Source organism: Lutibacter sp. A80 (assembly GCF_022429645.1).
Classification (GTDB): Bacteria; Bacteroidota; Bacteroidia; order Flavobacteriales; family Flavobacteriaceae; genus Lutibacter.
In genome coordinates, this window is sequence record NZ_CP092480.1 from 1,312,738 (window position 1) to 1,336,845 (window position 24,108).

Sequence of the window (24,108 nt, forward strand, 5' to 3'; positions counted from 1 at the left end):
TGATAAATTAAAAAAATTTAGCACTTGTCACTGTTTTGTTATCTTACAAATTTACCGGAACCAATAGCTCTCATAAAAGCTTCAACTTCGACACAAGCTGATTAATTAAAACCCACCTTTAATAGAATATCTTAAATAAAATACCTCAACTTCATATTTTACAACTGTTTCAAAATCGCTTAATTCAGGTGTCTTTACATCAAAAAAATCTCCACCTCCAGCACAATCTACAATGTTTTTTATTTTGTTCGAACATTGACACATTTTATCAATCATTTTTGTAGTGCAACAGATAAAAAGAACATAAAAATAAGTAGCACACTAAAAGCTAATTTTAATATTTTCATTGTATTATGTGATATTCTGCTCTTTACAAAATAAGCATTTTGTTCTATTTTGAAATTAGTTAAATTTACCTTTATTTCAGTATATATTACCTTTACCATTAAATTTAGTTTGTTTTAATATTTTGATAAAATAAGTATCGAGGACCTTTCAAAAAAATCCTCGATATAAATATTAACAATAAATCAATTAAATATTAATATGCAATATCTAAAAAGCGCATTGAGCCAGCTGGAACTTTTACTTTTATTAAATTATTTGTAATTTCTAAATCCTCATTGCTTAAAATATCTCTAACAGATTTAGGTTGCTTTAATTGAAATATTATAGTTACTTCTCTTTCTTGAGGTGTAATATAACCTGGATCTACTAAAATTAATCGTGAATGATTTTTATCTAATTTAATAACCGACCACGAAGCTCCTTTAACTACAATAGGTAAGGTTTTCTCACCTTTTTCAACCGTAGCTTTTATAAGTTCACCAAATTGATTCGCCGGAATTTTTGTATCTCCGTCAAACCCAACTTTAGCATTTGAAACAACATAAGAAATATTCTTTTTTTGTAAATCTTCTTTAGATTCTATTGGAGCAATAGGAACCATTCCGTATGGCATTTCTGGCATATAATTTAGCCAACGGTATTTTACCCCCAACGCAACTTTTGAGAAATCATATTCTGGAATACTGCTTCCTGCCCAATGCATTTGACTTAAAGAAAATATTGCATTTTCATCATCTAAATTGTATTGTTTTAAATTATGATGATTGTCTACTGAATGAATCAATTTTTCATCCACATTTTTTATTAAATGCCACGCCCCGATTGATTGAATATCTTCTTTTTGAACAATTGGTAATACTCCTGATTTCATTAATGCAAAAAACAAATCCAGTCCTGGTTTTTCTATAAAATTATTATCAAAAATAATCCCATATTTTGCACCATAAGCTGCCATAATAACACCTTGTCGCAAATATGGAGAAATGGAATTTTGACCTCCTGGAGATAAAGGCCTCCAGCTTGTAGGATTATCATCAACCAAACGCATAGCAAAATTATCTACATAACCACCTACTAGCATTCCAACTCTTCCAGCAAAATTTAAATCTTGAGTTCTATTACTAGTATCTTCTGAAGCTGGAGCTAAAATATCGTTGTATTTACCAGAGAAAAACATGTCTTTCCATAATGGTAAATACGAAGTCGCTGCCCAAAACATATTTTTATATCTAAAATATAATTTTGCTTTGTTATTTTTTCGAATAGCTTTTGCCAATCTAGGCATATATTCATTCACAAAATATTTAACTCTAGGATCTTCAACATCAGCCATTTCAGCATATACAAATCCATAACAGGTATTTGGAGCCACCTCTAAAATTTGCTCTAACGTTTCAATTTGAATATAAAAAGGATCGTTTCCGTGCCCTGCCCAAAATGTAAATGGTTGGTTATTGGCTTCGTAGTCTCTTGCCATTTGTACAATTTCATCTCTTGTACTTACATACTTGCCTCGTTTATCTTTTTTTAAAGCAACATTACCCATAAGTTTAACCAAATGAGAACGGTCTGTACTTTCCTTTGGTGCTTTTTGAATTACAAATTTTATTTCACCTCCATCTAATTTTTCAACTTTATCGTTAATTTCTTTAGATGTAATCATTACCCATTCATCATCAGATTTTTTCTGATAGCTAGGCAGTTTAAAATTTAAAGTTTGTTTATATAAGGTATTTAAATTCTCTTCAACCTCTAACATTCTCCCTTGTTTTTCAAGATTTTTTTCCCACCAGTTATTTTTATTTAAATTATAAAAATATAAGGCATTACCCCCATCCACTTCACCTACAGCAATTAATTGATTGGTTTGTGATTCATAAACAAAATCGTTAAAAACCATACTTCCATATCTTTGCCCTGCTTGTTGAAGTAATTTACCTTTTGAATCTAATACAAACAAAATACCTCCATGTTTAAAAACTATTTCCTTACTTTTTGACAAATAAGTTCCCTGTGAATGTCCATAACGTTGTACTTCTTTTTTAGTAGCCTTAAATTGTGCCAATACATTAAAGTCTGAATCTAACGCCATCATAAACGGAGTAAAGGAAATGTCTGCAAAAAACAACACATCATCTTTATTGTCGTTATTTATATCAGCAATTTTAATATCTGTTACCATGGCTTTTCTCAAGTCTTTCAACTGTTTTTCTTTAATTGAAACACTCTTCATCACTTCTTTCGTTTCAGGGTTTAAAAAACCCATAAACTCCCAACGAAACTTATCATGATTGTAAGTCATTACAAACAATGATTTTTTATTAGCTTCTAAGAAGTTTCCTGCCTCAATTTTTCTAAAAACTCCTTCAATTTTAGTTATAGAAACTAATTTTCCGTCTGCATTTAATTCGTATAAATTAGCATCATTTCCACCTGCAAAAATTTGTACTTTTCCATTATTTATAACAGCAACTTCATTAAAACGAACTTTATGATCTGAAGTAAATTTCCAAAGTAATTTACCTGTACTATCATAACAATAAATAGTTCCATCTCCACTCGCAGCAATTAAATCTTCATTTTTATCACCATTAACATCTGCTGCAACAATTTCAAATAAAACTGCTGGTTTTTGTGTTGCAATGCTCCAATGTTTTTTTCCATTAATAGCATATGAAGACAAACCACCTTCTAATTCTGAAATATACAATACAGTTTTATTATTAACTTTTGCAGTTACAGTACTTCTAATGGCATTTCCATCAATCGAAAAGTTTTGTGCAAAACTTGAAATTGAAATGAGCAATACAATAAAAAAACTATTTATTTTATTCATTTTTAACACCTTAAATTTTTATAACAAATTGAGTAAGTCAAATACTATTCCTAAACATAGAATTATTCTTCTGTTTTAAATTGATCGTACTCTGGATTTATTTTTGCATTTTTAAAACGTGGGCGATCTTTCCACATATTGTATGTTGCTTTTAATTGTGCTGAAGCTTCTGGATATTGTCCTTGATCATTTGTTTCTTTAATCCAATTTTCTAAATATTCTCTATGTTCTTTCAATACTTCTGCAAATTTAGGATTGTTAGCTAAATTATTCATTTGATCTGGGTCAGCTTCTAAATCATAAAATTCTTCAGTCGGTCTTATTCCAAACCAATGTTTATCTTGATAGGCTGTTAACTTTCCTTCATCGTGTAGTTTCTTTAAATCTTTTACAATAGGTTTATTATCCCTATAACCAGCTTGCATCATAGGTCTTTCAGGAAAATAATTTCTGATATATCTATACTTTTCTGACACTACAGTTCTAATTCTGTCTATAGTATAATCGCATCTATCTCTTGCGCCAACCACATATTTAGAACCTTTGTAATCGGAAGCAAACAAATCTTGTCCGTCTAAATAATCTGGCATTTTTGCTCCTCCCATAGCTAACGTAGTTGCTGAAACATCTAATAATGATACTAAATCATTTCTAACAAGTCCAGCTTTTAATTCTGGATGATTTCCTTTAATCATTAAAGGTACTAACATCCCTCCTTCATAACAGAATTGCTTATGACGTAATGATGAAGGACTTCCGTGATCTGAAAAGAAAAATATAATTGTATTTTCTAATTCTCCATCTTTTTCTAATTGTTTTAATATCTTTTCTACAGTAACATCAGATCCTCTATTGGCATTATAATGTTCTGTCCAAGCTTTGCGTTGTGATGGAATATTTGGAAAATATAGAGGTAATGGAACATCGTTAATTGCCAATTCTTCACCTTCACGTACATATTTTGCATCTTTTTTCCCTCCCATTATTTGAACCTGACCAAACCACGGTTGGTTTTTATCTGTGCGAGCATTCCATACATAATCTTTTACCGTCATATAATCAATAGCAAAATTACCTTGCCATCCATTCATTCCTGCAACATAATCTTCTTTAGTTCCAACATCGTACATTGCCCTTCTATCATAATGAAAATTGTAATCATCTTTACCACTGTTGAAAGTAAAATAACCAGCTTCTTTCATTAATTCAGGAATTGTTTTCATTCCTTCTGGCAAATGAATTTGCAATTCTTCTGGTACTACTTCACCATTTGTAAACCTACTAGATCTATGATTATGAGTTCCCGTTGTAGTTTGCATTTTTCCAGTTATAAAAGCAGATCTTGCTGCAGAACAAACTGGAGCTGTTGAGTATGCTCTTTTAAACAATACTCCTTCAGCTGCTAATTCATCTATTACTGGTGTATGACCTTTATTTATTGTATCTCCATAACACCCCATAAAAGGTGATAAATCTTCTGCAATTATCCATAAGATATTTGGTTTTTTAGTTTCTACAATCTTGCTTTCTGTTTTAGATGCACAAGAAAAAAATAGACTAACAAAAAGGGCTACTACAAAAAATTTTAAATAATTAATTTTCATTTTTATTTTATTTAAATACTGTTATTTATTCTGTTACAATTCATTTTTATGTTTTTTTTGATATTCATTCAGGATAACAATTTCTTCTTGATTAAGATTCTGATCTTTTAAAAACCAGTAAACATTTCTTCCTATAAGAAAATCTTGTTTAAGTAAAGGAAATACATTTTGCACCACTTTTTTTGAATCTGGATTTTTAATTTTCATTAAATTTAAAAATAATGATACTTCTTGAAATGAATTTAAACCAGTAGCTTCATTGCTCAATTCATCTAAATAACTTTTAGAAATCTCCTTTTTAGTATTTAATAAAGAATTTAAAACCAATATTTTCTGAGAATTTGACACCTTTTTTAATAACCTTAATGAAGCTGATAAATATATTTTTTTTGAAGCATTCTCTAAATAGTTAATTGTAGCTTTTGTTAAAGTCGGATTTTTTATAGTTTCTTTAATTACAGTTTCTGTTAGATCTTTTTTATAGAAATTAGTAGCTACTAATTGTTCTATTGAAAATAATTTTAATTTTACATCATCATCTTTTAAAAAAGATTTAAAATCTTTTGATCTACAAGATAAACCTGTGATATTTCTAATTATTGATTGAATATCTCCATGTGTCCAATGCCATAAAGTATAACAAGTTAAGGCAGCTCCTTTAACCGTATCTTCTTCATTTAAATCTAATGCCGTTGCACCTGAGACTGCATCAACTTCATTATGACTTTCGTCAGGTACTTTTAAAATTTCATCTACTTGCACATTTTTAAAAGGTGAATTTTCATTTAATAAAATAGCATGTAATTTTATATAATCTTCTTTTTCGAATAAATCTGCTTCATATTTTTCTAGAGTAGCACCTTCATTTAATTCATATTTTAAATAGTGCCCCAAATTATTCCAATAAACCCTTACAGGTATTACTTTACATACATTTTCTAAACAAATTACAGATTTTACATCCATATAAAATTCTATAGACAATCCTTTATTATTTTGAATTTCAATTAATTGAACTTGCTCTATATTATTTATCCCTTTTCCAGGGTGATGGACTTTAACCTCGTGTGTAATTTTAGTTGTTTTTTTTTTAAAATTAGTATCGCTATTTTGATAAAGAATCCAAAAAGAAACAACTATAAAAAAAAATTTAAAACAAATATTCATATAGTTATCTTAATTAATAGCAACGAATTTCAAACATTTTAACATTTGGAGCACCATAAGTCTCATCAATTTTTACTCGTACTGCAGTTGTCTTTATTTTGTCAAAATTAACTTTTACTAAACGTGTTTTATTATTATCTACCGCTCCTAATTTTTTCCAATTCCCTTTAACCCTAGCTTCAACTACAAAGCTTTTAGCTAATTCTGGTGGAATTCCTAAAATTTGTCCTTCGTTTTTTTTAGGATTTTTATGCATCATCATTTTACGTTGCAAATTAGTATCAAACTTCATTTCAACACTTGTTAAATTTACAGGGCTTCTCCATTCTAATTGTAATTCAGCATTCAAACCTTCAGATTGCCAATGGTGAGGTTTATCAATTTCATCTCTAGAAACACCATCTAATAATAATTTAACATTACCTGAAGAAGTTGATGAAGCTACAATTAAGTCTGCTTTTTTAGCTTTATCCATTGGATCATTAGCAGGTCTATTAGGAAAATAAGAATCATCTCTAAGTAATTGTTCTTGCAATTGATTCATATGTTTTTTATACAAGCCTCTTGGATTTACTCCTTTTTGAACACACATTGCTGCAGCAGCTCCTGCTGCTTGTCCCAACATTGAACATGTTCCTATAATTCTAGTTGAAGACAACGCAATATGAGATACACTTATATTTCTACCTGCAAATAATAAATTATCAATATTTTTTGAGTATAAACATCTAAATGGTATTTGATAAACTTCACTAAAACGTGCGTGAAAATAACTAGCTGGTTCATCTAGATTTTCAATTCCTCCTGGACAATGTTCATCTAAACTCCACCCTCCAAAAGCTATTGCATCGTCAAATTGAGTATTTCCTAGCAAGTCTCCTTCTGTTAAGATATAATCTCCCATAAATCTTCTAGACTCCCTTCTTCCAGGAATTGAGCCTATCCAATCTAAGGCCAGATTAGCTGCTTCTGGAAAATCTCCAGAATTTTTAATATGATCCCAAACCCCATAAAAATGAGCCATTAAGCGATGTCTAATTTCATCTCTTTCTCCAATAATATCTGTATCACTACTTAATTCTACCCACCAAAAACCTTCTTTTACTTGCTTTATTTTTCTATGCTTATCTTCAAATGCTTTTTTAGCATTAAATGGCAAAGCGTAGTCTGGAGGATAAAATGGTACTGGCCTTCCCATATCTTTGGTAATCATCATAAAGCAATCTCCCATTACCCAACCATCTGGTTCTTCGGGAGCATATTTTTCATTAAATTCTGCTTTCCCTTCTCTCCCCATTCTAAATTCTGCTCCTGCAGTAGCTGCCATTAAACCATCTCCAGAACAATCGCAAAAAATTGCTGCGTTTAACGTAAAGTCTGTTTCTGTAGTTAGCTGTCGACAAACTATTGATTTAATTTTATTTCCATCCATAAAAACATCTTTTGCTGTTGTATTTAACAACAAAGTCAGATTTTTTTCACGAACTACATAATTGTATAAAACGTGATCCCAAACTGGATATGATTCCTGTGGATTATAATGCCAATTTTCAATTAAAAGCTCTTCAACAATACCTGTTTCTCTTTCAACTCTATGTTTATTTTGTAAATTTTGAACTCCATTTACGGTTACCCTCATTTCACTTGAAGCATTTCCACCCAAAACTGGTCTGTCTTGAACTAAAACTACTTTTGCTCCATTTCTAGCAGCAGAAACAGCCGCTGAAATACCAGACATACCTCCACCCACAACAACAACATCTACATTTAATGTTTTTTTTCTAACTGGATCCTTTTTAATTTGACCTTCTACACCTTCATTCCAATTAAACAACCTTTTATCTGTTCCCTCTGATGTTTGTGCAGTTAAATCACCAAAAAATGGAAACAACCCTGCTGCCAAAGCTCCTTTTGCACTGGTATTAAAAAATTTTCTACGTTTCATTTAAATAAAAATATATATTATTGTTTAGGTTTACTTGACTAAAGTAATTTACAAACCCTATTTTTTTGTATTCTTTAATAAAAATAGTGTCTCTTTTAGTTAATTTTAAGTACTTTATTAAAAGTACTTGTTAAACTTATAATTATTCAATTATATAAGCTCTTTTTCCTTTTAAACCTGGTTCATCAACTGCTTTCATTTGCTTAAATAATTCTGTTTGTAATTTTTTAGCAATATCTTTATAATCTTTATCGTTATAAAAATTAATCAATTCGTTTGGATCTTTTTTAAGATCAAATAAATAGGGTTTTTCTTTTTTATCCAATACTAATTTATAACGATTATTTACCGCAGCTACCCACCATCCACCAGACTTGGCAAAATATGTAATTCTATCACTTGTTATTTCTTTTTCATCGTTTAAAAAATCTTCTGAAGTATCTAAGCCATGAAATTTCTCGGAAGTTTTCACCCCCATTAAACTTAATATTGTTGGCGTAAAATCTACATTGGTATAAGCTGTATTAATCACTTTCCCTGATTTAATTTTCCCAGGATAACGAATCACAAATGGAATTTTTGCTGAAGCTTCGTATGGAACTCCTTTGTTTCTTCTGTTGTGTTCGAAAAACATATCTCCGTGATCTGAAGTAAAAATAATAATGGTGTTATCTGTTAAATTATTATCATCTAAAAATTTTAAAATTCGACCAACACTATCATCTATATGTTTTACCATTCCAAAATATTGACGTAAAGCTTCTTTATTAAATGCCTGTTTCCCAATTGCCTCATTAGTATTTTCAGTACCAATTGCCCAAGATGGTTTTATTGCGGTATACGATGGATCCATTGTTTTGGGAGGGATTATATCCATATCTTTATACATAGTATTATAAGGTGGTTTTGCATAATCTGGTGTATGAGGATCTGGTATAGATAACATTAACGCAAATGGTTTATTTTTATCACGTTCTAAAATTTCTAATGTCTTATCCGTAAAATAATCGGTTACATGAATTATTTCATCTGCAGGAAATTTTTTAGCAACTTTATCATTAACACCTTTAATATTACCATCTTTAATATGGAAATAAGGAGCATGACCTCCACGCATCATATATCTATTATCATTAAAACCCGCTTTATATTTAATATCAAAAGTATATTTTTCATGACCATCTAAATGCCATTTTCCCACATAAGAAGTTGCATAACCTTGCTCTTGTAAAATTGTTGCAAATGTTGGTATATCTTCACGAATATGCATCCCGTTTTTTGGCGCACCTGTTGCTTGTGGATATAAGCCCGTAACTAGTGATGCCCTAGAAGGAGTACAAACAGGAGAGGAAGCATAATAGCTTGTACAAATTGCTCCTTCTACTGCAATTTTATCAATATTTGGTGTATTCACATTGTTTCCTTTCCCCCAAACAAATGCCTGGTCTTCAGACATTATATCTTGATAACAGCTTAGTGTTCTAAAACTGTGTTCATCTGTATGAATTATTATTAAATTGGGTTTATTTTGAGCCTCAATTTTAAAACCTAAAAAAAGGAAAAAAGCGACTAATAAAAATGATATTTTAGTTTTCATAAGTTATTATTTTTTATTCTGATTTTGTTACTTCTACAAAAAATACTTCATTAGGTTTTAATACTGGATTTGAACTAACTTCAATTCCTTTTAATAAATCTTTACACACAATTTTTGAACTTCCATTTAACATAATTTCTAAAGTAGCATTTGATTTACCAACATTTACTACAGAAAGCACATTATTTCCTGCCTTATTTTTTACCACTTTCCAAATACAACCTTTTGTATCTGCTAAATTTGTTTCAGAAATAGCAACTTCAGGCAGTAAGTTTCTATTGTTTAAAATAGACAATGCTTTCTCTTTTATTTTTGAAAAAGAATTCAACTTAATAAGTGTTCCTTTAGATTGTTCTAAACTTATTTGTGTTTTTCCGTATTCATTTTTCAATAAACTTTCATTGTCAACAATTACAATTCCACCATTATCTAAATAATTTTGAAGTTCTTTTAATTCATTAGTTGTAACAAAAGGGGTTTTATAGACCAATACAACATCCCAATTATTATCATCTTGTTTTTTTATAATATTTTCGGTTACAAAACCTAAAGATATTCCTTCAAAGTTAAGAGACTTGTACAGTTTATAAAGATCATCCATATGTGCTTCTTTATTTATTGCTGAAGTTTTTGAATAAAATATTCTTAATGGTTTTCTTTGGCGTTGCATTTTCATTATTTCTTCTGAAAACGAATTTAAATCGATTAATGTGGTTGCAACTTCATTTGTAACTCTTGGCTGCATAGTATTTGAACCTGCATAACCTTTATCATTCATTGCTTTTTTAGAAATTGATCCATCTTCATTTCTTGGCCAATACCAAATTTGACTCGCTGTCATTCCATAGGAATGTGCCAACCAAAAAGTTGCTCTTGCATACATTGGATCTAAATATAAATTTCTAGACCTAACAGTTGATAAATAATGTAATTCTGAATTAAAGTTTATTTTATTTGGACTTACAGATTTCATAAAATCAAAACCCATACACAACTCTCTCCATTCAAAAGCATAATATTTTTGCCATTCATGAGGTTTACCCCAAGTATAAGTATGATCTGCACCGGAATCGTTTCCAATAATTCCGCTTAACTCTGTTAAAGCTTCTAAATCTATACCATGAGCACGTTTATTATCAGTCCAAAGATTTGGCATAATTTTTAAATGTACTTTAGCTTCAGAATCATAATTTGTAATTTCTGATTTTAAAAACGAATACCAATCTGTTACTCTGTCCATATTAAAAGAAGTCCAATCATACCAAATTGGCGTTCCTTTTAAACTAATATCAATAGGTATTTGAATTACAACTTCATTAAAACTATTAAAATTAGTATTCCACAAGTTATTTAAGACTTTTATATTTTTATGTTTAGCAGCTAACCAAACTTTAAATTTTTCAATTGTATATTGAGAAACACCTCCTGAAGCCCATGGTAATTTATTCTTTGTAGCATCAGTATATGTATAAAAATGTGGTTCGTTACATAACATATAACCTAGCTGTGTATATTTTTTACCTGCCATTAATGGAACAACACTTTTTAGTAATTTCTGTTGAATTTCTCTTGCTCCTGGATTATCTATATCATAAACAGTGTATGTATCTTCACGCATTCCATAATTTGGTCCATATTTTTGTTCTGCCCAATTAGGTATTGTTTTATGATTTAGAAAAATAAATCCTAAAGATCCTTCCGGTTTAGTTGTTAACTCTTTTATTTTATTATGGTTTACGGTTCCGTCTTCTTTCACAACATAAGAAGGTGTTAAAAAGAAACCATCTTGATTTCCATGATATTCTGTTAAACTTTTCACTTTTGGTTTCCAAGTATAATCTGCCAAAAAAACTGGACGCCCGTTAAATGTTAATTGGTCTTCCTCTACAATTACTTTTCTCCAATCTACATTTGGACTCGGTTTTCTATAGACTTTTTCATCAATCAATAATTGTAAAAAATCAATAGCGTCATCTAACATGAAAATCACATCATTTCGTTCAAAAGTTGCTAAATTTTCAGCCATTTTTAAAGCATCTTTTTTAAATGAAGGTACCAACTGAAAACTCTTTGTATTTATACTTACATTTTCTTCGTCCCAAGCTGCATTTTTTAAAAATATTTCAGCTGTTCTAACCGTAGTTTTTTCTTTTAAAACATCTATATTTTTCTTTTCTGCTTTTTTTATTAATTTTTCTAAAGATTTAATTTTAGAAATTGCTTCTTTTTCTAACGATTGTGCATTAATTGACAAACTCGATAAAAGAAAAACTGTAAATAATAGTAAACGAACTCTAATTGTAATTTTCATAAAAAATAATTGATATTAAAAATAAAAAGCCTTTGCAAAAGCAATTCCTAAACGTTTTTGTCCTTCGGTATTGTAATGTACATTATCAGTATGTTTTGGAAAATCGCTCCACGATGTGTCTGTTGAAGTTCTAATAATTGTAGCATACTTATCTTGCTTTACAAACTTTTCCATATTTTGTCGTACTAAATTTGCTCCACCATCTATACCGTATCTTGAATTTATTTGCCCAATAACAATCGGCATTTTAAGTACATTAAATGTTTTTCGATATGCTTTTACTAATTTTTTCAAATTCTTTTGATAACTTTTTGCTGCTACTTTTAAAATAGCATCATTTTCACCTTGCATCCAAGCTAAACCAATAATTCGATACGTTTTACCTTTAGATTTTAAATCTTCTAAATTTTTATTAATATCAGCAATATGCATATTAAATAGCTGCAAATTTTGTTTAAATCCTTTTTCTATTTTTTTTGCTTTTTTCTCTTTCCAAAAAGGATTCCAAGCTCCATACAATGCCGTACCTCCTTGAGAACGCTTAATTAATAAAAATTCTTTTGAAGGGTATTTTTCAGCCAATGTAACACCTAATAACAATTCTGGACCAAAACGTTTTAAAAATGGATATTTCTCTGATGGTTTATTATTATAAAAAGCTAATGGTTTAGCTACATTTCCATTAAAACTTAAAGAAACTCTATGCGAAACTTCTTCAACTCTATTCCTAATTGCTTCATCTAACTCATCATAATTACCAGCTCCGGCCATGTTACTTTGACCTGCTAATAACACAACCTCTACCGTAGATTCTTTTACATTTTGTGCTTGTATTGAATGACAAAAACATCCAAAAGCTACAAGTATTACAAGTCTAATTCTCATAAATTATTTACAATTTAACCTTTAAACCTTTGTTCTTTTTAAACTTTAATGATTTTTTAGAAACAGCATCTGTTTTTAAAATATTTGTACAATTTCCTTCATAAGTATTTTTATACACCTCTATATTTTTACAATTTTCAAAATCGAACATAGATGCATTTGGATATTGTGGTTTTTCTGTTGTTGTTTGCTTAATTGTATTATCTCTAACAATTAAACCATCCAATCTATCTGCCCAAATAATACGATTATCAAAAGTTTCAATTGTATTATTTTCAAAAAGAATGTTCCTATCATATGTAATCGTTTGGTCAAATGTTTTTCCTAAGCGAGGAGATACTTTTAAAATAGCATGTTCTGCTCCTCCGTAAGCACAATCTACAAAACGATTATTTCTAATAATTACTTCTTCTACATTCCCAGATTCAAACCAATAAAATGTTTCACCCCTTAACATAATAGATGACATCATTGAAGATAAATCGTTATCCTCAATAATTATTTTTTTTGGTGTTTTAATAATAATATTTCTTGCTCTATGGTCTCGAATTGTATTTCCACGCATAGTAAAAGTAGGATTCCAAGTTTTGTTTTCTAAAATATCCCCTACTTTTAAATCTGAAGGTAATTTATTCTCAAATGTTAATTCTGAATAATAATCGTTAATTACTTTTACATCAATTACTTTATTTACATCTGCACGTTGAGGATTAGGATTTTTAATAAACCAAATTTCATCATCAATTCCAGCAAATTCAAACCCCATTTGTTGATCGTGTTTCAATATAAAACGAAGAGTCTTATCATCTAAAATATCTGTTACTTCTACATAAGTACCATGTACATTAGTTCCATCATCATACATTCCTTCAAATCGACAGTTTTCTATCAAAATTTCACCTTTACAATTGGCAAAGTGGGTAGCATCTGCAATTATAGAAATTACTCTATCTGACCCTTCTCTAATAAAAATACCACTATTTAAAATATCTATATCTTCAGATCTTTCAAACAAAAACCCCATTCCTAAAGCATGGTGAATTATTACATTATTAAAACGAATATTTTTTGAATTACGCACTAAAAATGCTGGTGCATAACGGTTGTTTTTTTTGTCTCCCTTAGATTGTAAAACAGAACCTACTCTTGGAAATTTTTTCATGTTTTTATCATAAAAACGCAAATTTCCGTTTGCTAATTTTTCAACATAATTTGGTCTTAAAGATTGATCCCAAGCACCATAATCTACCGCTTTAGTTTCTTTATTATGTGACAATGAACTACCTAAAGAATTAAAATTAAAATGATTAATTCCAGGGAATTCAATTTTTCCTTTTTTTAATTGCCATGAGAACCCCTCTGTATATGGCTTTAAATCGTAATAACCTTCTTGTTTATTTACAGCTATTACATCACCTTGAAAACTAAAAGGAATATCCCAATCAATAGTTAAGTTACTCACTTTAACTGTATTGCAACCTTCAAAAACCATAGGAGCAGCCTGACCTCTAAAAATAAATTCAGCCCCATTTCCTTCAATTTCTACAGAATTAAACCCTTCAAAATTGAAAATTATTTTTTTAAATCCATTACCATGATTGGTTATGTATAAATATTTACCAATTGCATAATCTGTATGAAATGTATAATTTTCTTTTTCAAAAACTAACTTAATATCTTTCTCTTTAGCCTCTTCAATTGCTGTTCTTACTACGTATGCCATATCTCCATCAGCATGCTTTATATTAATTATTTCAACTGCATTTGCTTGATACGATATAAATAAAGCTATTATTGAAAGGTATGTTAAAATTGTGTTCTTCATCTTTTCTATATTTATTATTTTTTTAAAGATTTACTCCTGTCCCTTGTAATGATGCATCGTGTCCCCACATAATATACCAAGGATCTTCTGTTTTAATTTGAAATGCTTTCATTTTTGTTTTCATAATTTCTAATTCTTTTTCATAATCTTTTTGTAACACCAAATTGTTCAACTCTTCAGGATCTTCGGCTAAATTGTACAACTCAAACTCAGGTCTAAACAAAAAATCTTTTACTTTTTTTGAACCAAAATATTCTTCTTTAGCTCTATAATTACTTTGCCATGTTGAAGAAGCCCATAAATCTGAGGCAAATGGATATTCTAAACGCCAAACTATATTCCAAATTAACTTATAATCACCACTTCTAACTACACGCATTGGATAATACATTGTAATTTCATGAAATGTATGTGATGCGTAAATCTCGTTCCATTCTTCTGATTTTTTTTCTGCTATAATATTTTTAAAAGATTTTCCATGAAAATCTTCTGGTTTATATTTAACCTTAGCCATATCTAAAATGGTGGGTGTTAAATCTACCCAAGAAATCATTGCATTATTTATAATTCCTTTTGTTGAATGTGTAGGATCTTTAATAATACACGGTAATTTTATTCCTGGTTCATTTACTGTTGTTTTAGCTCCTGGAAAAGCCATTCCATTATCTGAAATATACATTACAATTGTATTGTTTGCTTTACCAGATTCTTGTAACATTTTCATTAATTTACCAAAACCTTGATCAATTCTTGAAATACTTTGATAGTATTGAGCTATCTCTTCTCTACTCTCTTTTGTATCGGGTAAAAAGTTAGGAACTAATACATCTTCTGGATTATACACTATAGTTTCAACACCTTTATAACCTTCTGACTTATTCCCAAAATTATTAGGGGTATTCCAAGGGTCTGGTTCAAAAGGGTGTCCTCTATGTGGATCATCAGTACAGAAATATAAAAAGAATGGTTTATCTGAATTTAAAACACCTCCACACTGTTCTGCCATTTCAACTGTATTTCTAGGATCTGCTTCCAAAACCGTATTAAAATGATAAACTTTTTCCGGTGCTACGTGGTATTTTCCAATTCGGGCAGTTTCGTACCCAGAATTTTCTAATAAAACTGGTAAAGATTTTACATTATCATAGGTACTAAAATGATGGTAATCGTGCACATGACCATAAGAACCTGTTGCGTGTCCAAACTTTCCTGTTAAAATTACCGACCTACTTGCCGCACAACTTGCACTTGTACAATATGCATTTTTAAAAATCGTTCCTTCGGAAGCCAATTTATCTAAATTTGGAGTTTGAATTACCTTATTTCCATAACAACCCAAAGCATCTGTTCCGTGATCATCAGCTACAAATAAAATAACATTTGGTCTTTCAATTAATGTTGCTGTTTCAGGTTCTTTAGACACATTTTTACAACTATTAAAAATAACGGCAAAAAATAAAAAACTAATTTTTAAAACTTTTATTTTCATCTAAAATATATTTACTCTATATAATTACAATTCTTTAATTAATTCCATGATTAAACAATAGTTTATACATAAAAACCTTAATAATCTTCTATTGCAATAAAATTAGAAATAGGAGAAACTTTTAATGTATTTACACGTTTATTAATTGTTCTTTTCAGTACATAAGTTATGTAGTTTCTCAATTATTACATAGTCTACACTATAATGCATTAAAAAGCCGAAATAAACATTTCGGCTTTTATTAACTTCAAATAATTAAATACACTATTTTTTCTCTTTGCTTTTTTGTTTAGCCAACTTCCAATCAACTTTTTGTTGAAGCTCTTCTAAAACAAGTTTTCCATCGTTATTTTTATCAAGCCCCAAAAACATTAAATCAACTTTAATAGGTCCGCCTTTTTTATTGGTTTTACCTTTGTAAAACATTTTCATTTCTTCTAAAGATACAGCTCCATTTTTATCTTTATCCATCCATTTTAATTTTTTTTCTGCCTTAGCTTTATCTTGTGCTTTCACATTTGGTATTGCTGCAAAAAAAAGAATTAATAGTACTGCTTTTAAAATTTTCATATAAAATATATTTTAATAATTCTTGAATAAATTTACGATAACACTCATTTTTTTTGTACTTAAAAATAAATAAAATGTAGTTCTCAATAATTAATTAAACAAGCTATTATCACTCTAATTTATTAGTCAACTCTACATCTATAAATCTAAATCCTCCCAATGGAATATCTATATTTGTTGCTGAATTTATTTGTTTAAATTCTTCACCACTTAAAACATCTGTTATTTTAATTGGTGAAATTGTATTAAAATTTACAATTGCTGTACTATTTTTAGGATTTATATAGCCATTATCAATTAGTGTTAATCTTAAATGTTTAGGCGAAACTTGTGCAACTACCCAAGCCACATCTCCAGAAACGGTTATCGGCAGTTTTTTAGCACTTTGCTTTATATCATTTTTAATTACTTTGTAATACTCATCAGCATTATAAGTTTGTTTTCCATCTGCGGAATAATAATTACGTCCGTCTGTAATATATTCTTTCATTATATTTTTATACAGTGGATGTAAGTTATTTACCATTTTACCTCTAGGTACATCTTTTTTAGCAAATACACCTTTTTGCGGTGGTGTCACTAAAACCAATCCATTTTGATAAGGTGCTAAAAAATTTAACCTCCTTTCTTTAACTCCTGCTGCATATCTAGAAAAATCCCATTCTGTAACTGGTGCACCTGGCCAAGTACCATTTAACCTACTAAATACAAACGGATTATTTTCTTCAAATTCTTGATCATAAAAAGCAGTCCACTTTACATTAGCTCCATCATTTAAATAATGATGATCTGGGGTTTTCATGCTTAAATGAACTGGTGAAATACTAACTATTTCATTTCGTTTTGGAACATATAAAGCTCCTTTTGCTATCAGTTCCCAATAAACACTCATATACTCTTGATTTACAGGAAAATTATTAATGAATTGTGCTCCATTTGATGTGTGAAAAATTAACATTCGTAAAAAGTGATTTGGTAATCTTTGGTAACCCAATTGTCTTGAACGATCAAACGAAGTATTATCTGGTACAGCTCTTGTACCCCAACTATTTACAGCTCCACTTGCCCACATACCCATTCTACCAGCAAAACTTAGCTCCATAGATTTATCTGTAGTTTCCTCCATTGATGGCACAAAAACATCTGCAAATTCGCCCGACATTAATCTAGACCAAGAATCTAAGTAGTTAGATCCTAACCAAAATATATTTTTAGAACGCAAAAATACATTTGCATTTTTACCTTGTGCATATTTTGCCAATGGATAAATTAAATCGTTTACTAAAAAATCCAAATTTTCTTTAGAGTGATCTTCTACTTCTGGATAAATTAATACTGTTTTTTTACCTTTAGCATTATCTATAACACTTTTTGTAGTGTTAATACTAAACATATATGGATCGTTTCCATGACCCGCCCAATAAGCTATTCCAGGTTCGTCTTTAAATCTTTTTGAAATATAATCTATTGCTTCATTTTGGCTTAGTGTATATTTTTTTCTTCTATCTCTAGCTTTTTTATATTTATCATTTAAAAATGAAGATCTATCAAATTTCTCTACTTCTTTCATAAATAAAGAATTTAGAAAAATTGGATTTTTATACTTTCTATCAATTTCATTTTTTAATGTCAACTCACTTTCTGGAACACTTTCAGTCATTAAATAAACTGATTGTGATGTATTTTGATTTAAAGGTTTTTTATAGTTCTTTAAATATTTTCTTATTGTATTTGTATTCTTTATAATCTCAGATATTTTACCTTTTGGTGCTAGATTTTGAAATTCTTTTTTCCATTTTTTTTGCTCTGTATTTATAATATGAATACAATTTCCACCACTTTGTGCACTTGCTAAAATTACATTTCCTGTAATTTCATCTTTATACATATCGTTATATGCATAAGTACCAACTAATCGTTCAACTTCCTTTTCTGTTGAATTTGGTTTATATAAATGAATCTGACTTCCTGCCCTTGTTAAATATGTTGTTTCATTATTCTGATTAATTATAACTGTTTGTGCAATATCGTAACCAAATTTAATTTTAGAAACTCTATGAAAACTAAATTTATCATTTACTAAATCATATGTAGAAACTAACAAATCATTAGCGTGAGCTGATGCCCCTAAAATAACATCTTCAGTTCCATCATTATTTATATCTGCAGATTTAAAATCACCTAAAGGTCTAATTCTAATTTTCTTTTTAAGCTCTAAAGGTGCTTCAATTTTTACTTTTTTAAAGGGTTTATCCTCTAAAATATAAAAAAAATATAAAGTCCCTGGTACATTCATATGGTTGTTAGTTCCTAAAACAACTAATACTTCTGTTCCGTCTTCTTTTTTAATAGATCTTATAAAGTTAGCTGTTGAAACATTGCTTTCTGGCATTTCTTTTTTATACTTACTCCAAGGTTTTTCAATTGAATAAGTTTTAGATTTTATTTCTTTAACTTCTTTTCCTTCTGAAGATATATAATATATACTTTTATCAAAACCACCTGCTACAACAAAAGATTTATTTTCTTTACTTACAACAGAAACAGCATACATTGGTGCATCATTCTTTTTAAATTCCCATAAAGTTTTTCCTTCTGAATTTACACAATAAATTGTCCCATTAGCATTTGCAACTAAAACCTCATCTTTACCATCTCCTGTTAAATCTTCACACCATATATCATGGTTCATAAATCCAGATAATTTATTTTCCCAAAGTATTTTTCCTTCATAAGAAACACCTATTAACGTACCTTCAAAACTAGAGGCAACTATATAAGGTTTTTTATTGATTTTAGCCGGACGTACTTTTAAAATTGTGTAGTCTGTTTCAATACTATAAACACTCTTATTTGTGTTTACTGAAGTAAATTTATTCTGTGCATTTAACGATGTTAAAATTAGTGTACAAAATACAACTAAGGAACTAAATGTTTTTCTATGTTTTTTCATTAAAACCTTTCTTAAAATTTATTGTTATCTTATTTAAACTTGTTTAAACAATATCTATTCCAAACAAAAAAGCTTTTAGGCATATAGTTAAGAGATAGTTGCTTTTTAAGTTTAATACCAAACTTAGTTACAAATACCTCTTATAATGTATTTCTAAATTATTTATATGTCTGTTAAGGTAAATAAGTTTAACTTAGCAACTACGAATTAAATTTTTTCTTAATTTCTGCTGCGTACTTACCAGGAGTTGTATTAAATTTTTCTTTAAAGAGTTTGGTAAAATGCGTGCGGCTTTTAAAACCAGTCATTACATAAACTTCATTTACTGAAATTTTCTTTTGTAATAAAAATTCAGCTGCTTTTTTTAATCTATAATTTTTAAGTAATTCAAAAGGTGTTTGGTTTGTAAGCACCTTTACCTTTTGATAAAAATGAGTTCTATTTAAATACAGTTCTTTAGCAAAACTATTTAAATCTAAATTTTGATTATCTAAATTTTCTTTTATTAAACTATATAATTTTTCAAGAAAAACTTCATCTTTAGAATTGGTTTCATCCCTATCTATACTTAAAGGAAAATCCATTTTATAGCGTTCTCTAAGTTGCTTTCTATTTTTAAGAATAGATTCAATTCTAGTTATCAAATATTGAATATTAAAAGGTTTTTTAATATATGAATCAGCCCCATCTTTTAAACCATGTAATTGATCTTCAATAGAAGTACTAGCCGTTAATAATATTACTGGAATATGACTTGTTTTAATATTAGATTTTATACGTTTACACAAATCAAACCCGTTCATTTCAGGCATTAAAACATCACTTATAACAACATCTGGCCATTCGTTTTCCATTTCATCAATACATTCTTTTCCGTTAACAAATGATTTTATTTGGAAAAAATTTGAAAGTATACCTGAAACAAACTTTCTCATGTCGCTATTATCTTCTGCAAAAAATATTTTTGAATTAGTAAATTCACTGTTAACGTCAATACCACTTATATCAACACCGTTTTCAAAATTTTGATTTGGAGTATATGTTTTTTCTGCCGTTAATATTTCAAGTTCTTTTTCTTTTTGATATTCATTAAATTCGGTTTGTACAATTGGCAAAACCATTGTAAACTTTGTTCCTTCATTTAACTCGCTTTCTGCTTTAATATATCCATAATGCATATCTACTAAACGTTTAGAAAAAGCTAACCCTATACCTGAGCCTCCAATATATGTGCTGTGTTTTTTTTGAGATTGATAAAATCGTTCAAAAATATGTTCAATATCATCTTTATCAATTCCTCTACCAGTATCACAAACTTTTAAAACTAAATTGTTTTGTTCTTTTTTATAGACAATTTTAATGGTATCCTTTGCTTTAGTATACTTAAAGGCGTTGTTTAATAAATTATTTAATATTTTTTCTAACTTATCTTTATCGGCAGACACATAAATTTTATCTGATTCACTTATAACTTCAAGATTTTTATCGTCATTAATTGCTAAAAATTTAAAATCTGTAAGTAACTCGTTAATAAAAGTATCAAAACAAAACGTTGAATAATGCATTTTCAGCAAATTTGCATCAGACCTTTGAAAATCATGAACTTGATCAACCAATTGTGAAATTTTTTTTGATTGTCGTTTAACTATTTCTAACTTTTCATTAACATCTGTATTATTTTTAAAACGGTTTATTAAAATTGAAATAGGTCCAGATATTAAAGTTAATGGTGTTTTTATTTCGTGTGATATATTAGAAAAAAATTGAAGCTTTGCTTTATTTAATTCTTTTACATTATTAATTTCTATTTGTTCTATTTGAACTTTATAATTTAACGATTGAATTTTTAAAATAACTCTAACTACTAAAAATATAATTAACCCTATTAAAAGTGTGTAAAGTAAATATGCCTTTGTTGTTTTCCAAAATGGTGGTGTAATTATAATTTTCAATTTCTTTGGCTCAGTCCACTCATTTAATGAATTTGAGGCCATAACATTTAATTCATAAGGTCCAGGTTGAAGTCCGTTGTAATAAATTGTTTTTTGACTTGAAGGCACCTCAATCCATTCTTCATTTATAGGTGTTAATTTATATCTTAATTTATGATTTTCGGGATTAGAAAAATGTAGACTTGTTAAATCTAAAGAAAAAACATTCTCATTATACTTTAATTCAATTACTTTAGAATTAGTTAAATGATTTTTAAATAAAACTCTATTATTAACAGTATCTCCGGGTAAAATTATTTTATTGAATAACTTAAAGTTTTCAAATTCTAATTTAGGAAGTTTTTCGTCATTTTCTATATTTTTAGGATTTATATAACAAAATCCATCTAAACCTGAAAACAACATATTACCATTTTCTAATCTACTCGCTGCAAACCAAAAATCTTCAAAAGGCAACCCATCAGAATCATTAAATCGTCTAAAACTTGCATCTTTTACATTGTATTTATTAAGTCCTATATTTGTTGAAATCCATAGATTATAGTCATCATCATATAAAATACTTTTTACAACATTGTTAGATAAACCATCTTTTTCTGTATAAGAAATAAATTCGGGATTGCTATTACTATTTAAAACTTTACAAACTCCTCCTCCTTCAGTTCCAACCCAAAGTTCTTCATTAGGTAAACGTATAATAGAAGTTACAAAATTACTTGAAATTGATAATGGGTTTTTATCATCCTTAACATACCTATCAATCTTTAAATCTTCAATCTTGTCATTTTCTTTATAACTAATTCTAAATAAACCATCAGAATCAGCACCTATCCATATATAATTATAAATTGGATCGGCATATATATAACGTGCAAGTGATAACTTTTTATCTTTAAATAACACGTTTTTATTTAGTGATACAACATTTTTGATATTATTTATTTTATCAAGTGATATTTTATAAACATCATTATTTAATCCTATCCAAATATTTCCATATTTATCTTCCGTGAAAGAACGAACACCAATAAGATCTGTTATTGAAAGATTTTCTAAAATTACTTTTTCTAATGAAGATGTTCCATCTTTAATTCTATATAAAATCTTCTCCTTACCACTTCTAAACCAAATATTTTTTTTTGAATCTACAAATACAGAAGTTATGTTTAACAATTGTTGCTTTGATATTTTTAAAGGAACTTTTTCAAACTTTTCTGTTTTAGTATTAAATAAAGCCAGACCACCAAAACTAGCTGTTAGATAAACTCTATCATTATCTATTGGAGCCACATGCGTTACACTATTTGTTAGCAAACCATGTTTATGCCCCATTTTAATATTATAATGTTTAAAAGGATTTTGGTTTATATTAAATTTATATAAACCTTTATTAAAAGTTGCTGCCCAACAATTATTGTTTTTAGTAGCAACTATAAAACTCATTCTTAAAATTTTCAAGTCATCCTTAAATGTCTTAATTTTAAAAGGAGTTTCATTCATTAAAGAATTAACATTATCAATTTTAATTAAACCATCATTAAGTGTACCTAACCACAATTTTTGTAAAGGATCAACTAATAGACTATTAAATTGATAATTCTCTAGAGTTTTATAAACTAGTTTATAACTAAATCTATTATTTTTGAATTCATAATCTACACATGCCACCCCATTTAAAAGGGTAATTAATAAGGTTTCTCTATCTAATTTAATTACAGAGTTACAATAATCTATTTCATCATTTAATACTCTACTAAACTCTCTACTTGTTAAGTTAAAATGAATTAAACCGCTTGAAGTTGTAAAAATATAGTTGGAATTATTTAACTTTATACCTTTATAAAACAGAATATTATTCTCAAAATTTTCTCCAGAAGGAATGTATTGACCTGAAACAGTATAATCTTCATTAAACACAACAATACCAGCCCCCTCAGTAGCACAAATTATTGAACCTCCTACTTCATCAATTAGAATATTTCTAACAATAGGCCCACTACTATTTTTACCTAAAAGTTGATTTGAATAAATTTTTTCAAAATTTTCCTGAGATTCGTCATAAATTGAAATTCCTTCATCAGTTCCAAACCATAAGTTTCCTTTTTTATCCTCACTAATTGCTCTAACTCTATTACTTGTTAAAATATTCTGGTCTATCGTATTTTTATATGTTTTTACTTCATATCCATCATACCTATTTATGCCATCATAGGTACCAAACCATAAAAACCCTCTAGAATCTTCTAAAATTGAAGTTACCCCATTATGAGCTAAACCATTAGAAATACTTAATTTCTCAGAATATTTAAGGGTTTCTTCCTGTGAAAACACCCCATTATTATAAAGTAAAATTAGAATTATTAGTAAGTAACTTTTCTTTAACATTTAGAAATAATCAAAAATTTCATTAAAATATTTGTGATTTTACAAAAGTATAAATTTTTATGTTATTTATTTTCAATTTCTAATTAAACAACCCTTTAAAATTTATTGCAACTTAACATAAAGTATAAAATTTCACTTTCAAAATTTTAATTATCTTATTTCTAATGAAATATTTCAATTAAAATTAAAAACTAAAACACAATTATTTACATCAATTTTGCTTAAATTAGCTTTTTAAAAC

At 28.5% G+C, this 24,108-nt stretch carries 13 protein-coding genes; all 13 read right to left on the bottom strand.

Features of this window, described 5'->3' with window-relative positions; translation table 11 throughout:
• Positions 1-105: 105 nt before the first annotated feature.
• The gene (locus tag MHL31_RS05865) at positions 106-276 is read right to left on the bottom strand and encodes a hypothetical protein (RefSeq protein ID WP_240228146.1); all 171 of its coding nucleotides are present in this window, start codon (positions 274-276) and stop codon (positions 106-108) included.
• A 265-nt stretch (positions 277-541) separates the two neighbouring features.
• Positions 542-3,184 (bottom strand): hypothetical protein, encoded by a 2,643-nt coding sequence (locus tag MHL31_RS05870; RefSeq protein WP_240228147.1) that lies wholly within the window; start codon positions 3,182-3,184, stop codon positions 542-544.
• A gap of 62 nt (positions 3,185-3,246) precedes the next feature.
• The gene (locus MHL31_RS05875; RefSeq protein ID WP_240228148.1) at positions 3,247-4,788 is read right to left on the bottom strand and encodes a sulfatase; all 1,542 of its coding nucleotides are present in this window, start codon (positions 4,786-4,788) and stop codon (positions 3,247-3,249) included.
• A gap of 33 nt (positions 4,789-4,821) precedes the next feature.
• Entirely contained in the window at positions 4,822-5,955 is a 1,134-nt protein-coding gene (locus MHL31_RS05880) for a hypothetical protein (RefSeq protein WP_240228149.1), read from the bottom strand.
• A 13-nt stretch (positions 5,956-5,968) separates the two neighbouring features.
• Positions 5,969-7,900 (bottom strand): FAD-dependent oxidoreductase, encoded by a 1,932-nt coding sequence (locus MHL31_RS05885; RefSeq protein WP_240228150.1) that lies wholly within the window; start codon positions 7,898-7,900, stop codon positions 5,969-5,971.
• A 142-nt stretch (positions 7,901-8,042) separates the two neighbouring features.
• Positions 8,043-9,497: a sulfatase gene (locus MHL31_RS05890; protein ID WP_240228151.1), complete on the bottom strand. Its 1,455-nt coding sequence runs from the start codon at positions 9,495-9,497 to the stop codon at positions 8,043-8,045.
• 13 nt (positions 9,498-9,510) lie between these two features.
• Complete coding sequence (locus MHL31_RS05895) at positions 9,511-11,808, bottom strand: alpha-amylase family protein (protein WP_240228152.1); 2,298 nt, start codon at positions 11,806-11,808, stop codon at positions 9,511-9,513.
• Between the two features lie 15 nt (positions 11,809-11,823).
• Positions 11,824-12,693, bottom strand: coding sequence for a sialate O-acetylesterase (locus tag MHL31_RS05900; protein ID WP_240228153.1), 870 nt, complete (start codon positions 12,691-12,693; stop codon positions 11,824-11,826).
• A 7-nt stretch (positions 12,694-12,700) separates the two neighbouring features.
• On the bottom strand, positions 12,701-14,518 hold the full coding sequence (locus MHL31_RS05905) for a right-handed parallel beta-helix repeat-containing protein (RefSeq protein ID WP_240228154.1): 1,818 nt from the start codon (positions 14,516-14,518) through the stop codon (positions 12,701-12,703).
• A 22-nt stretch (positions 14,519-14,540) separates the two neighbouring features.
• On the bottom strand, positions 14,541-16,007 hold the full coding sequence (locus tag MHL31_RS05910; RefSeq protein WP_240228155.1) for a sulfatase: 1,467 nt from the start codon (positions 16,005-16,007) through the stop codon (positions 14,541-14,543).
• A gap of 264 nt (positions 16,008-16,271) precedes the next feature.
• A complete protein-coding gene (locus tag MHL31_RS05915) occupies positions 16,272-16,577 on the bottom strand; it encodes a hypothetical protein (RefSeq protein ID WP_240228156.1) in 306 nt (101 codons plus the stop codon).
• 109 nt (positions 16,578-16,686) lie between these two features.
• Positions 16,687-19,530 carry a hypothetical protein gene (locus MHL31_RS05920; protein ID WP_240228157.1) on the bottom strand — a complete coding sequence of 948 codons (2,844 nt, stop codon included), beginning with the start codon at positions 19,528-19,530 and terminating at the stop codon, positions 16,687-16,689.
• A gap of 200 nt (positions 19,531-19,730) precedes the next feature.
• A complete protein-coding gene (locus tag MHL31_RS05925; RefSeq protein WP_240228158.1) occupies positions 19,731-23,867 on the bottom strand; it encodes a two-component regulator propeller domain-containing protein in 4,137 nt (1,378 codons plus the stop codon).
• Positions 23,868-24,108: the final 241 nt, after the last annotated feature.

What these genes read in the sequence shown, in the direction of transcription:
- MHL31_RS05875 (WP_240228148.1), bottom strand. Translation starts at nt 4,788, where the DNA reads ATGAAAATTAATTATTTAAAATTTTTTGTAGTAGCCCTTTTTGTTAGT.
- MHL31_RS05890 (WP_240228151.1), bottom strand. Translation starts at nt 9,497, where the DNA reads ATGAAAACTAAAATATCATTTTTATTAGTCGCTTTTTTCCTTTTTTTA.
- MHL31_RS05865 (WP_240228146.1), bottom strand. Translation starts at nt 276, where the DNA reads ATGATTGATAAAATGTGTCAATGTTCGAACAAAATAAAAAACATTGTA.
- MHL31_RS05880 (WP_240228149.1), bottom strand. Translation starts at nt 5,955, where the DNA reads ATGAATATTTGTTTTAAATTTTTTTTTATAGTTGTTTCTTTTTGGATT.
- MHL31_RS05925 (WP_240228158.1), bottom strand. Translation starts at nt 23,867, where the DNA reads ATGTTAAAGAAAAGTTACTTACTAATAATTCTAATTTTACTTTATAAT.
- MHL31_RS05885 (WP_240228150.1), bottom strand. Translation starts at nt 7,900, where the DNA reads ATGAAACGTAGAAAATTTTTTAATACCAGTGCAAAAGGAGCTTTGGCA.
- MHL31_RS05895 (WP_240228152.1), bottom strand. Translation starts at nt 11,808, where the DNA reads ATGAAAATTACAATTAGAGTTCGTTTACTATTATTTACAGTTTTTCTT.
- MHL31_RS05900 (WP_240228153.1), bottom strand. Translation starts at nt 12,693, where the DNA reads ATGAGAATTAGACTTGTAATACTTGTAGCTTTTGGATGTTTTTGTCAT.
- MHL31_RS05870 (WP_240228147.1), bottom strand. Translation starts at nt 3,184, where the DNA reads ATGAATAAAATAAATAGTTTTTTTATTGTATTGCTCATTTCAATTTCA.
- MHL31_RS05915 (WP_240228156.1), bottom strand. Translation starts at nt 16,577, where the DNA reads ATGAAAATTTTAAAAGCAGTACTATTAATTCTTTTTTTTGCAGCAATA.
- MHL31_RS05910 (WP_240228155.1), bottom strand. Translation starts at nt 16,007, where the DNA reads ATGAAAATAAAAGTTTTAAAAATTAGTTTTTTATTTTTTGCCGTTATT.
- MHL31_RS05905 (WP_240228154.1), bottom strand. Translation starts at nt 14,518, where the DNA reads ATGAAGAACACAATTTTAACATACCTTTCAATAATAGCTTTATTTATA.
- MHL31_RS05920 (WP_240228157.1), bottom strand. Translation starts at nt 19,530, where the DNA reads ATGAAAAAACATAGAAAAACATTTAGTTCCTTAGTTGTATTTTGTACA.